This is a genomic window from Rhodococcus sp. EPR-147, from assembly GCF_001647185.1.
Lineage (GTDB): Bacteria > Actinomycetota > Actinomycetes > Mycobacteriales > Mycobacteriaceae > Rhodococcoides.
Map to the genome: position 1 here is coordinate 1 of NZ_LVCU01000358.1, position 12,118 is coordinate 12,118.

At 65.1% G+C, this 12,118-nt stretch carries 11 protein-coding genes and 1 pseudogene; 9 read left to right on the plus strand and 3 right to left on the minus strand.

Features of this window, described 5'->3' with window-relative positions; all coding sequences use genetic code 11:
* From A2J02_RS16270 to A2J02_RS16280, 3 genes are all read left to right on the plus strand, one after another.
* Positions 1–421 (plus strand): carboxyl transferase domain-containing protein (locus A2J02_RS16270; protein WP_331712046.1); only part of this gene is annotated, 421 nt, incomplete at its 5' end.
* Entirely contained in the window at positions 418–708 is a 291-nt protein-coding gene (locus A2J02_RS16275) for an acyl-CoA carboxylase subunit epsilon (protein ID WP_068051229.1), read from the plus strand. The genes A2J02_RS16270 and A2J02_RS16275, both read left to right, overlap by 4 nt.
* Before the next feature lie 2 nt (positions 709–710).
* Positions 711–1,373, plus strand: coding sequence for a Maf family protein (locus A2J02_RS16280; protein ID WP_068051232.1), 663 nt, complete (start codon positions 711–713; stop codon positions 1,371–1,373).
* Between the two features lie 48 nt (positions 1,374–1,421).
* On the opposite strand, the gene A2J02_RS16285 is transcribed toward A2J02_RS16280, so the two are convergent.
* Both A2J02_RS16285 and A2J02_RS16290 read right to left on the minus strand, forming a co-directional pair.
* Positions 1,422–1,865 carry a flavodoxin domain-containing protein gene (locus A2J02_RS16285; RefSeq protein WP_068051234.1) on the minus strand — a complete coding sequence of 148 codons (444 nt, stop codon included), beginning with the start codon at positions 1,863–1,865 and terminating at the stop codon, positions 1,422–1,424.
* Positions 1,866–1,979: 114 nt separating this feature from the next.
* A complete protein-coding gene (locus tag A2J02_RS16290; RefSeq protein WP_068051236.1) occupies positions 1,980–3,359 on the minus strand; it encodes a hypothetical protein in 1,380 nt (459 codons plus the stop codon).
* 155 nt (positions 3,360–3,514) lie between these two features.
* Between A2J02_RS16290 and A2J02_RS16295 the strand changes: the two genes are divergently transcribed.
* A complete protein-coding gene (locus A2J02_RS16295) occupies positions 3,515–4,780 on the plus strand; it encodes a glycosyltransferase (protein WP_231893805.1) in 1,266 nt (421 codons plus the stop codon).
* A gap of 5 nt (positions 4,781–4,785) precedes the next feature.
* Here the strand turns inward: A2J02_RS16295 and A2J02_RS16300 are convergent, their stop codons facing one another.
* Positions 4,786–6,090 carry a hypothetical protein gene (locus A2J02_RS16300; RefSeq protein ID WP_068051240.1) on the minus strand — a complete coding sequence of 435 codons (1,305 nt, stop codon included), beginning with the start codon at positions 6,088–6,090 and terminating at the stop codon, positions 4,786–4,788.
* Positions 6,091–6,682: 592 nt separating this feature from the next.
* Between A2J02_RS16300 and A2J02_RS16305 the strand changes: the two genes are divergently transcribed.
* From A2J02_RS16305 to A2J02_RS16325, 5 genes and pseudogenes are all read left to right on the plus strand, one after another.
* Positions 6,683–8,125 (plus strand): condensation domain-containing protein, encoded by a 1,443-nt coding sequence (locus A2J02_RS16305; protein WP_068051242.1) that lies wholly within the window; start codon positions 6,683–6,685, stop codon positions 8,123–8,125.
* Positions 8,126–8,171: 46 nt separating this feature from the next.
* Positions 8,172–9,629 (plus strand): condensation domain-containing protein, encoded by a 1,458-nt coding sequence (locus A2J02_RS16310; protein WP_068051244.1) that lies wholly within the window; start codon positions 8,172–8,174, stop codon positions 9,627–9,629.
* Complete coding sequence (locus tag A2J02_RS16315) at positions 9,607–10,980, plus strand: condensation domain-containing protein (protein ID WP_068051246.1); 1,374 nt, start codon at positions 9,607–9,609, stop codon at positions 10,978–10,980. Before A2J02_RS16310 ends, A2J02_RS16315 begins: the two co-directional genes overlap by 23 nt.
* Positions 10,981–11,135: 155 nt before the next feature.
* Entirely contained in the window at positions 11,136–12,032 is an 897-nt protein-coding gene (locus A2J02_RS16320) for a sulfurtransferase (protein ID WP_068051248.1), read from the plus strand.
* Positions 12,029–12,118, plus strand: a pseudogene (locus A2J02_RS16325) (cysteine desulfuration protein SufE); the annotation flags it as partial. The gene A2J02_RS16320 and the pseudogene A2J02_RS16325, both read left to right, overlap by 4 nt.

Genomic DNA, 12,118 nt, shown 5'->3' on the forward strand with positions numbered 1-12,118 from the left:
CGCGAAACTGCTCTACGCCTACGGCGAAGCGACCGTCGGCAAGATCACCGTCATCACCCGCAAAGCGTACGGCGGCGCCTACGACGTGATGGGATCCAAGCACATGGGAGCCGACGTCAACCTCGCCTGGCCGACCGCGCAGATCGCCGTCATGGGAGCCTCCGGCGCCGTCGGGTTCGTCTACCGCAAACAGTTGCTCGAAGCCGCGAAGAACGGTGAGGACGTCGACGCCCTGCGCCTGAGGTTGCAGCAGGAATACGAAGACACCCTCGTCAACCCCTACATCGCCGCCGAACGCGGCTACCTCGACGCCGTCATACCCCCCAGCCACACCCGCGGCCAGATCGTCACCGCACTACGACTACTCGAACGCAAACAAGTCACCCTCCCACCCAAGAAACACGGAAACATCCCACTATGAACGACGAAGCGAATCATGACGCAGCGAACGACGAAGCGAATCATGACGCAGCGAATCCGAGCGAGGTGGTTTCCCCGTCCCCTGCGGCTGTTCGGGTGGTGAAGGGCAATCCGAGCGATGAGGAAATCGCCGCGCTGGTGACGGTTCTGACGGCTGCCCAGGGCGGGTCCGAGTCGACGGGCGATTCTCGTCCTCGTGAGCTGTGGGGTTCACCGGAGTTGCTGCATCGCCGATTCGCACCTCAGTCGGCGTATTCGTACGCCGCGTCGGGTCGCTACCCACGGTGACGATGCGCTCGTCCGACGCTGCGCCGGGGTCTGTTCGTCTGGTCCTGGCGTCGGCGTCGCCTGCGCGTCTGTCGGTGCTGCGCGGTGCCGGGGTGGAGCCGATCGTCCGGGTGTCGGGTGTCGACGAGGATGCGTTGACAGCAGCGCTCGGGCCGTCGGTGTCTCCGGAAACGGTGGTCACGGAACTGGCCCGAGCCAAGGCCGCCGCGGTGGCCGAGACGTTCTCGGATTCGAGCGACGATCTGGTGATCGTCGGCTGCGATTCGATGTTGGCCATCGGCGGGGAGCTGCACGGTAAGCCACATTCGGTCGAGGTGGCGCGCACGAGATGGCAGTCGATGGCGGGCAACAGCGGCGACTTGCTGACCGGCCACGCTGTGCTCCGGGTGACCGACGGAGTGGTCGTGGCGCAGGCTGCAGCGCACAGTTCGACCGTCGTCCACTTTTCGACGCCGTCCTCGGTGGACCTCGAGGCCTACCTCGACTCGGGTGAACCGTTGTCGGTGGCCGGGGCGTTCACGTTGGACGGGCTCGGGGGCTGGTTCGTCGACCGCATCGAGGGCGATCCGTCGTCGGTGATCGGCATCGGCCTACCGCTGGTGCGAACACTGCTCACTCGTGTGGGTACGTCTCTGGCCGCACTGTGGGGCAGCGCCCCGTCCTGACCGTCCGGATCCGCCGACCGCTGGGCCGGACGGAGCCGAGTTCTGCCGTCAGGGCAGAAGATCGATCAATTCGCGAGCCCACTCCTCGGCCATGGTCTTCGGCTTGATGTTCGACGAGCTGTCGTGCCGAGCATGGGTACCGACCTGCTTGCCGCCGAGCTCGGTGAGCTTCTCGGCGATGATCTCGCCGCCGCGGTTGAAGGTGTCCTCGTAGACCCGGTCGCCCAGACCGAACACCGCGAACTGCAGTCCCGCGAGGTCCGGCGCGTCCTCGACGAGCGCATCGAAGAAGGGTTCTGCACCGGTGGGGAGCTCTCCGTCTCCGTAGGTGGAGCAGATGACCACGTGGAAGTCGTCGGTGTCGATGTCGGACACCTCGTACTCGAGCATGTCGCGTACCTCGGCGTCATGATCGCTGAGCACGTCCGCAATCTTGTCGGCGACCTCCTCGGCCGTACCGGTCTCGGACCCGAACAACACGACCACTGCCATGGATCGCTCCCCTTTCTCACACCTGCTCGAACACTCGAACAGTCGGAAAGCATAGCCTCACCGGCGATCCGGTCGAAAATCCGTCCTTGCCCGCGGTTGTGACTTGTCTCGAGGTCACCAGAACTCGGGCGTCAGGCCCCATCGATCGAACTCCACCTCGACCAGCCCTCTCAGGTGCTCTTTGCTGGGAAAGCTGTCCGGATCGAGCCCGGTGACGCACAGGGTGGCGCGTTCGCCCGATTCGTTCCACCAAGCGCTGACTCCACCGCCCGTGCGGCGTAGTAGGGCCACGTCGGTGTTCTGTGTGATGGACCTCATCGCCACCGCGGTGGCGTCCAGACCACCGATGGTCCGCAGTGCGACACCTCTGGCACCGAGATTCGAGCACAGGCACAGCGGGGCCGAGCCCGACGCGGCGAGTTTGGCCACGATCGCGTCGGGCAGCAACTGCATCAGCGGTTTGAGGAGCTCGAATGTCGTGGTGACCGTGCGATCGGCCTGGGTTCTGAATGCCTGCTTGCTCGCCGCTCGAATTGCTCCGAGATCGTCGAGATACGTCCCTCCCGGCTCGACGTGGATCGAGACGCCGGACGTCGCGTTGGCACGCCGATCACCCGTGGTCCTGGTACTGACCGGAAGGGCGACGCGTACCCGGTCCTCGGTCGAGACTCGGCCGCTCCCGGTCAGTATCCCGAGCACCACCGCGACCAGCAGGCTGTTGGAACTGCCCCCTTTGCTCGCCGCGGCGGCAGACCACTCCGCGGACAGACAATCGACGACGACGGTGCTCGGCCTCCACGCGCCCTCGGCAGGGGCGACGATCGCACGCGGACGGTCGGCACCGGTGCCCTCGGGTGTTCCTGCGCTCGCGTCGGCGAACGCCGTGGACCGTGCCCGTACCGCCGCCACCGCGGTGCGGCCGAGCGCTCGTGCCGCACCCGAGAGCGCTGCACCGACACGGCCGAGACCATCGGAGAGATCGGCACGGGAGATCGCCGTCGCGGACAGGGGACCGTCATCGAGGCCGACACGCAGAAAATCGTCGGGGACGGCGTGTCCGGCCAGCGCGGCCGCGGCTGCGGAGGTGAGCGCCCCGCCGTCGCCGACGACGTGAGAGCCGACCAACGACACGACCGTGCCGCCTTCTTCCACCGACGTGGCCGACAATCGCCACGCCGGTCCCCCGATCGGATCCAACGCCACGGCGGCCTCGTCCTCGATCCACCTGTCGACCGCCGCGCGGGCGATCGGTGGCCCTATAACCACCGGATCAGCGGATCGACGCGCTGCGGTCCAGCTGTCACGGGCTCCGGGCAGCCGGGCCCGTCGAACGGATCGATCGATGGGGCCTTCGGCGAGCATTCGCCACATCGATCGCAGCGCGTCCGGAGCGACGGCGCGGTCGAACCGCCAGACGATCTGGTTCACCACCGGTACCCCGAGAACGCATTCCATGCGGAGGAACAGGTCGTCGTCGTACGTCAGTCTTTCCACCCCGCGAGACTATCGCTGCACGAGCGCGGACGCAGGTGGGCCGCAAATGTGTTTCCCGCCATATGTTTTCCGATCCGAACTGCGGCGTGCGGGACTGATAGGTTGAGGACGTTTTCCACGCCGACGCGACTGCGAGTGACCCTATGAAGTTCGTGATGCCATTCAACGGCAGTCGCGGTGACGTGACGCCCGGCCTTGCACTCGGCGTCGAACTCGCGGATCGCGGACACGACGTGGTGTTCGGCGCACCACCGAACCTCGTGGACTTCGCTCGCGCGAAAACGGCTGAGTCCGAACGAATCGGCGTGCTCTCGTTCGGGCCGGACACCCAGCGACTGCTGGAGTCGGAGTTGATCAGGGTGCGCATCAAGTCGCGTAACCCGCGGACCAAGATGGCGGCACTCGCGGAACTGGCCAATCACGGCTGGGATCAGATGACGGCCGAACTCGAACGGATGGCCCAGGGCTGTCACGCGATCGTCACCGGTTCGCTGGGGCAGGAGATGGCGTTCAACATGGCGGAGTCTACGGGCAATGCCTTTGTGGCACTTCACTACTGCCCGCTCCGCCGCAACGACGTCGTGCCCGTGACCCCGGGCATCACGTTACCGGGATACGTCAACCGGTCGATGTGGGCGGTGGCGGAGTCGATGCGCTGGAAATCCATGAAGGTCCGCGAGAACGCGCAGAGGAAGTCCCTGGGTCTCGCACCGACGCGTCATTCGCTGCCTGTTCGGTCCGAACGCTACGGCGGAGTGGAGATTCAGGCGTACGAGTCGGCGCTGTTCCCCGGGCTCGCAGAACAGTGGGGCTCACACCGCCCGTTCGTCGGATTCCTGGGGCTGAGCAGCGCTGGCGTCGATTCCGATCCTGCGTTGGAAGAATGGCTGCGGGCAGGCTCCGCGCCGGTGTACTTCGGCTTCGGCAGCATGCCCGTCCCCGATCCCGCGGCACTGCTGCGCATGATCGAGAACGTGACCCGAAGGCTGGGCGTTCGCGCTCTCGTCTGTGCCGGCTGGAGCGACCTGGCCGGTGCCGATCCTGCTGCAGTCCAATCGAATTCGAACATCATGATCGTCGAGTCGGTCGATCACGCGAGCATCCTGCCGCGATGCGTGGCTGCGGTCCACCACGGTGGCGCAGGCACGACGGCTGCCACGGCGCGGGCCGGCCTGCCGACACTCGTCTGCTGGTTCAGCGCCGATCAGCCGTTCTGGGGTGCCGCGCTGCGCAGGATCGGAGCCGGCACCAGCACGAAATTCTCGACCTTGACCGAATCCGTTCTCCAGCAAGGCATTACCGATATCACTACCGCCCGCGCCAAGCAGGCGGCACGCCGATTGGCCGGCTCGGTCGCCCCGACTGCAACTGCGGTGGCCGCAGCTGCCGACATCACCGAGGCGGCAGCGCGGAACCGCTGACGCACTCACCAGAAGCGCGCAGTCAACTCCCAGCGGCCCAGCGCCTCCGCCAGATGGTCACGCAGTGCCCGGTCATCGACGAATCGATCTGGGTCCATGGCGTGGACGGTCACGGTGACGCTTGCGCCCGTCTCGCACAGCCAGGCCGTCAGCCCACCGTCCAACGATCGCGCGAATGCGGCGTCGGCACCCGCGAAGGTCGCCCTGCCCGATACGGCACGAGCTCCGATACCGGCCACCGTGGTGAAGACCTCGGGCAGAGCACCCAGGTTCGACGCCAGGCCTTCCGCACCGTCACGCGGTTGCGGAACACGCGCGACCACGGCGTCGGGCAGCATCTGCACGAGGGCCTGCGAGATGCCTGCGGGTGGTAGACCGGCAGCCTGCCTCGCGGCGAAAGCGGTGAACGCCGCCTTGCTGATTTTCCGAATCGTCGACAGATCGCGGTCGGCCGCGTCGGTGACGGGGACCTCGATCTTGACGATCTTGGTGGCATTGGAGCGAGTGTCGTCGACGGTGCGATCGCTGACCGGCAGTGACCACTGCACCGAGTCTCCGATCGAGGCTCGCCCGGCCTGCCCGGACGCTGCCGTGAGAACGGCGATGAACAGTGAATTGGACGAGCCACCCCATCGTTGCGCAGCCGCTTTCCAAGTACCTGCGTCCACCTCTGCCACCGCGTGAGGCGATACCCAGTCTGCATCCACGGCACCGGCCGTCGGCTGCGAACGAGTCGGCTGCGAGCGCGGGACAACGACGTCCGGACCGGATCGGGTGGGAATCGGTAGCGCGGACGCAGCGGTGTTCGCCAACCAGCCGGCTACGGACCGCACCTGCCCCACGGCGTCTCGCAGGTCCGAGCCGATGGCCGCGATTCCGTCCTCGGTCGGAACCGACCGAGGGTGCACGGACGGGGAGTTCGCAGCCGCGAACGCGGCGATCAGAGCGCCGCCGTCGGCGACCATGTGCGAAGCGACCAACGAGAGCACCGTCCCCCCGTCGGTCAGAGGAGCTGCCGCCAGTCGCCAACCGAGACCGGTCTCGGGATCGATGTCGTCATCGATGCAACCGTCGGCCCAGGCCGACACTTCGGTCGATTCGATGAAGTGTGGGTGAAAATCCAATGAATGGGAGACGTTCGAGGCCACCCATCGAGCGCGGGCAGTAGGCACCGTCGACGAGACCACTCGGCGCGCGAGCAGACCGTCGGACAGGTTGTCGCGTAGCTTTTCCAGGTCCACTCGCTGGACGGTTTCGTCGAACCACCACAAGAACTGGTTGTAGACGGGATATCCGATGCCGTGATGCATTCGCAAGAATAGGTGATCGGCAAATCCAATTCGGGTCACGCGCCGAACCTACTACATCCACGAACCAGGGGCAGTGGTGTCAATTCGCCACACCAATGCATTCACATTCGGCAATAGGTGCACGAAAAAGGCGTCCCGAATGTGTCCCGGACCATGTTCGATCCATTCGGTGGCGTGGGTCGTGTTTCGGGACGCACGACAGTTTGCACCACACTTCGATTGTGAACTATCATCACGCTGACCAGCAAAGTCAGTGATTCGTTCATAAGATACGACAATCGGACGCTCCCTCGACTCCCGATCGGCGACCGGCGAGTCAAGACGCTCGGCAGTGAGAAGTATTACTTTTTCGCGCTGCGAAATAATTCCGCTTTCGCCCTATCGTGTTCTCTGAACTCACTTCGGGTCGACGGCAACGACGTTGTTCTTTCAATGCGGAAAGCAGCAATCCAACAGCAATCGGATAAAGCGACCGGTCGGCTGCCCGATCATCGCCGACGGGTTTACACGATCGACTCGACCGTAATCGAACGTGCAATACCGAACCAACGCCGCGCACCGCCGACCGAGCCCGGAACGGAAGAGGACTCCCATGGAATACACCGAACTCGCCGACTACCCCCTCCCCGCCGGTCGCCTGACCGAGTGGGTCCCCCGCGTCGACGACGACCGTTGGGAACCGGACCCCCGCGGTCTGTCCTACACGCACCAGGACCATTGCGAGCGCAGCGCTCCGGGCTCGTGGATCGGCACGGTGTTCGAGATTCATCGCCGCTACGACGTCGAGGCAGTGCGCGCAACCATCACCGCGTACATGGGTCGGCACGAGGCATTTCGGACCAAGGTCAGGCGCGACGAGGAATCCGGTTCCTGGCTGCGCTACACCGCACCGACAGATGCAGTGCAGGTGACCGACCGGGCACACACCGAACCCCGGACCGAGACTCAGGTCTTCAGCCATCTGCACTCCTGGTTCGGCGACACCGTCTCCCCGACGGCGTGGCCGCATTTCGTCCTCGCGACCATCGAACCGGACGATGCCTCCCGCGCTCTCTCGAACGGGCCGGGAGAGTCGTTTCTGCTTGCGTTCGCCGCCGACCACTCGGTGATGGACGCCTACAGCCAGATCTACGCCATCAACGAGATCGACAAGCTCTACGCGCACGCCCTCGAAGGCATCGACCCCCAGTTGCCCGAGGTCGGCAGCTATGTGGACTTCAGCCAGTCCGAGAGGGCTCTCGGCGAGACACTGACCGGTGACCACAGCGCCGTGCGCACCTGGCAGGACTTCCTGGCCGTGGAGGACGGACGCTTTCCCGCATTTCCCCTTCCGGTGTCGGTCGACCGGTCGCTCACCGGCCCGGCCGCACAGAGCAGCATCTCGTCCTGGCTGCTGACTTCCGAGCAGTCGGATGCCTTCAACGCTGCATGCCGTAACGCCGGGTACAACATGCAGGCCGGAATACTGGCCGCTCTGGCGCTGACGAACGTCCGCCTGTCCGGTCGCACGACGTTGCGCACCGTGATGCCGATGCACACCAGAGACGAACAGAAGTGGGCCGCGGCGGTGGGTTGGTACGTCGGGATTCTGCCCATGGAGATCGAGCTCGGTGACGCTCGCACCTTCGGGGAGGCAGTCGCGGCTGCAGCAACTGCAGGCGCGGCGAACAAGGGGTTGGCACGGATGCCGTACTCCAAGATCGCCCAGATCCTCGAGTCGACAGAAATTCCTCGATTCGTGGTGTCCTACATCGATCTTCGATTCCTCCCGGACGCCGAGCAGTGGCAGGACCGCAAGGGTCGGGCTCTGCGGAGCAACTGCCACGCCGAGGACGAGGTCTACTTCTGGGTCAACCGGACGCTCCAAGGGCTCAACATCTCCGCGCGATTCCCCAGCTCGGATGTCGCGTCGACCAACGTCCACCGCTTCATCACCGAGTTCGTCGCCGTGCTGACGGCAGTGATCGACTCCGACAGTGGTACCGATACGGTGCTCACGTCGGCCTCACGGTCGGTGACCGTCGCCGCAGAGTGAGTCGTCGAATCAGCCCGCGGCCCTTATCGAGGAGGATGAAGCGACCATGATCATCACCGCTATGGGCAGATGGAATCCTGCTCCCGGCCGACTGCTCGAATGGCACCCCACTGCGGCTGCCCGTGCGAGTGCCCAAGCGGCACCTGTCGATTCGACTCCGGTCTCGTTTCTCCAGGAGGACCACCTGAAGGCCGCGTGGGCGGCCCGCGAACGTGGCGATGTGCACACCGCGTACACCGGGGTGGCAACCGAGATCGACGGTGACGTGGACACGGATGCGATGAGCCGCGCACTGGCCGCCTACGTGCTACGTCACGAGGGCCTTCGATGCTGGTTCGAGGTCGAGGGAAACAACGTCGTTCGGCATCTCGCCCCGCCCGAGGTCGCGGCGTTCGAGGTGACCGACGCCGGAGAAACCACGGACGACGACCGATTCCAACGGTACGTACGGGGCCGCTTCTCGTCCGAGGCGACCGCGGACGCCTGGCCCGGATTCGTCGTCGGTGTCGTGGCCAGGCCCGGCAGCTTCACCCTGTACTACGGCGCAGATCACGCATTCACCGACGGCGGCTCGCAAGCGTTGGTCATCAGCGAGTTGGCCGATCTGTACGCACTCGAGACCGGCGCGGACGTACCTACCCCGGCAGAGGCAGGTAGTCATCTGGCCTACGCCGCCGACGAACGGGCTCGAGCCGCGACGTTCGGAGCCGATTCTCCCGAAATCGCGGCCTGGCGAGACATTTTCACCCGACACGACGGCCGGATGCCTCGGTTCCCGCTCGACCTCGGCCTCGCGCCCGGCGAGAAAGCTCCGGTCCGCATCGTCGAACGCGACCTGTTGAGCAAAGAACTGACCGCTGCATTCGACGCCGCATGCAAGGCCGCCGGGGCCCGGATGAGCAGCGGCATATTCGCCGCCGTCGGGATCACCGACTTCGAGTTGGCCGGTAACACCGACTACTTCGGGATCACCGTGCTCAGCACCCGGCATCACGGTGACTACGGACAGTCCCAGGGATGGTTCGTCAACTTCGCTCCGGTCGCATTCGAGGTGGCGGGACACGACAGGTTCTCCGACGTCGCGGCTGGAGCCCACCGAGGCTTCGAGCAGGCCAAGCAGATCGCGGAGGCTCCGGTGCACGCCGTGCTGGGCGCGCTGGCCGCCGACGGCACTCTCGATAGCGAGTTGGCAGTGAGTCCGAACATGCTCTCGTACATCGACTTTCGCTGGTTCCCCGGCGTCGGACGAGACGCGGACACGCGCGCGAAGCATTTCACCGGCGAGGGTTCGACGTCGAACGCATCGATGTGGATCAACCGAGACGGTGAGCACCTGTACCTGGTGGCCCAGACCCCTGATACCGACGTTGCCGCCGCAGCGGTGAAGCGGTACCACGATCATCTGGCGCATGTACTGGAAACCATTTCACGCGAGGGTGATTACAATCTGACGCTCGAAAATCTGGTTCAGGAGCCGGCCGGTGCGGGTCACCTCGATCACTGAGTACACCCCGCGCGCGGGCACCGTCGTCGAGTTCACCGCCGTCGTCACTGGGAAACCGCAACCGTCGACGGTTCCGCCGTCGTTCAACCAACGGTTTCACCTCGGCGATCTGGACGAAGCCGAGCGCGTCTGGATTGCCGGAGCCTTCGAGGTGCAGGGCAGGCTCGACACCCGCGCTTTGGGGTGGGCCTTCGAGCGCCTGATCGACCGACACGACACCCTGCGTAGTTCGTTCGTTCGCGCGGCGGCGGGAATCGAGCGGATGGTTCACGAACCGGGTGCGGTCGAGATGAGGGAAACCACTCGAACCACCTTCTCGTCAGGGTCCATGCTCCGGAGTCACCTCCGAAATTCGCTCGAACTACACTGCGACGCACGACGATTCCCGTCGTACACCTGTTTCGGAATCGATCGGCCGGACACCTCGACGGTGTTGTGCGCCTTCGATCATTCCAACGTCGACGCCATGTCGATCGCAGTCGTGGTCGACGAGATCAACACCCTGTACGACGCCTACCGCCGCTGTCCGTCGAACCCGGAGGCAGCCCTGCCTCCGGTCGGTGGGTTCGTCGAGTACTGCCGTGTCGAAGCAACCCAGCCACTCGTCGATCCCACGGACGAACGCATGGTGCGGTGGTCGAACTTTCTCACCGAGTGCGGTGGCACCACGCCGCGTTTCCCGCTCGACCTCGGCGTCGCCGAGGGTGAAACCGCGCCTCAGGCAACGACTGTCACGCCCTTGCTCGACGCGCAGCACACCCTCGACTTCGCGGAGCTCTGCGCCCGTTCCGGAGCCGGGATGTTCGCCGGGGTCGTCGCTGCGATCGGGCAGGCGTGCGCCGGGATAGGCGGACCGAGCCGCGTGCCGTTCCTGTTCCCGTTGCACACCCGCCATCAGCAGCAATTCTCGCGTGCACTGGGCTGGTTCACCACGAACGCTCCCATGACCGTGGAGGTAGAACACGACCTCACCGACACGATCACCGCGGCCCACACAGCGTTTCGTGCAGCACTGCCACTGAGCACCGTTCCGATCCCCCAGGTACTGAACAACCTCGGTGATGCGTTCACCTTGTCGCGTCGAGACGTGTTCATGGTGTCGTACATCGACTACACCAGAATCGGTGGACACGAACGCTTCGACCGAACCGATGCACACCACACCAGCAATGCCACGGTGTCCGACGACGCGCAGTTCTGGGTTTCGCGCACCACGTCGGGCCTGGCATTGCGGTCACGATTTCCCGACACTGCACAGGCACACTCGGTGATGAATGCGTTCACCGCCGAACTCGTCGCCCTCCTGCGGGTCTCCACAGCGAAACCCGAGAGCGCTGCCCTGACGCCCTGACAAAGTCGTTCCGCAGGCTCCACTCCTGCCCTGATAGAAGTCGTTCCGCGGGCTCCACTCCTGCCCCGTGACAGAGGTTCCGCATAGGATCGACAGTGCAGACCGTCCACCCCCGGGCGGGCCGCCAGCCGAATATCTTCCGTAGGAGCCGATACGTGCCTGTACAAACCGATTCCAACGCAACGTTCGCCGACTATGCGCATCCGGATCGTCTCGTATCGACCGAATGGCTCTCCGCTCATCTCGGTACCCCCGGCCTTCGGGTCGTCGAATCCGACGAGGACGTGTTGCTCTACGACGTCGGCCACATTCCCGGCGCGGTCAAGATCGATTGGCATCTCGACCTCAACGATCCGGTCACCCGCGACTACATCGACGGCGAGCAGTTCTCGAAACTGATGAGCCGCAAAGGCATTTCCCGGGACGACACCATCGTCGTGTACGGCGACAAGAGCAACTGGTGGGCCGCGTATGCACTGTGGGTCTTCACGCTGTTCGGACATCAGGACGTGCGTCTGCTCGACGGTGGCCGCGACGCCTGGTTGTCGGAGAACCGCGACACCACCCTCGACGTGCCCGAGTTCCCCGCCACCGACTACCCGGTGATCGAACGCGACGATGCACCCATTCGTGCGTTCGCCTCCGATGTTCTCGGCTCGCTCGGAACGGTGCCGCTGATCGACGTTCGCTCCCCCGCCGAGTACACCGGCGAGCGCACCCACATGCCCGACTACCCAGAAGAAGGTGCACTGCGCGGAGGTCACATCCCCACCGCCGTGAGCATCCCCTGGGCCAAGGCAGCCGCACCGGACGGACGGTTCCGGTCTCGCACGGAACTGGACGATATATACTCCGGTACCTCCGCCACCGACGACGTGATCGCCTACTGCCGGATCGGTGAGCGTTCGAGCCACACCTGGTTCGTGTTGACCCATCTGCTCGGGTACCAGTCGGTGCGCAACTACGACGGCTCGTGGACCGAATGGGGCAACGCCGTTCGCGTCCCGATCGCCAAGGGCGAGGAGCCCGGATCGGCTCCGGCCACACGATGAGCGCCTTGCCGGAATCCCTGGCCGAGATAGTCGAGGACTTCGCCGCGGTGGAGGGGCAGGACAAGCTGCAGCTGTTGCTGGAGTTC

What these genes read in the sequence shown, in the direction of transcription:
- A2J02_RS16300 (WP_068051240.1), bottom strand. Translation starts at nt 6,090, where the DNA reads ATGCATCACGGCATCGGATATCCCGTCTACAACCAGTTCTTGTGGTGG.
- A2J02_RS16280 (WP_068051232.1), top strand. Translation starts at nt 711, where the DNA reads ATGCGCTCGTCCGACGCTGCGCCGGGGTCTGTTCGTCTGGTCCTGGCG.
- A2J02_RS16285 (WP_068051234.1), bottom strand. Translation starts at nt 1,865, where the DNA reads ATGGCAGTGGTCGTGTTGTTCGGGTCCGAGACCGGTACGGCCGAGGAG.
- A2J02_RS16310 (WP_068051244.1), top strand. Translation starts at nt 8,172, where the DNA reads ATGATCATCACCGCTATGGGCAGATGGAATCCTGCTCCCGGCCGACTG.
- A2J02_RS16295 (WP_231893805.1), top strand. Translation starts at nt 3,515, where the DNA reads ATGCCATTCAACGGCAGTCGCGGTGACGTGACGCCCGGCCTTGCACTC.
- A2J02_RS16275 (WP_068051229.1), top strand. Translation starts at nt 418, where the DNA reads ATGAACGACGAAGCGAATCATGACGCAGCGAACGACGAAGCGAATCAT.
- A2J02_RS16305 (WP_068051242.1), top strand. Translation starts at nt 6,683, where the DNA reads ATGGAATACACCGAACTCGCCGACTACCCCCTCCCCGCCGGTCGCCTG.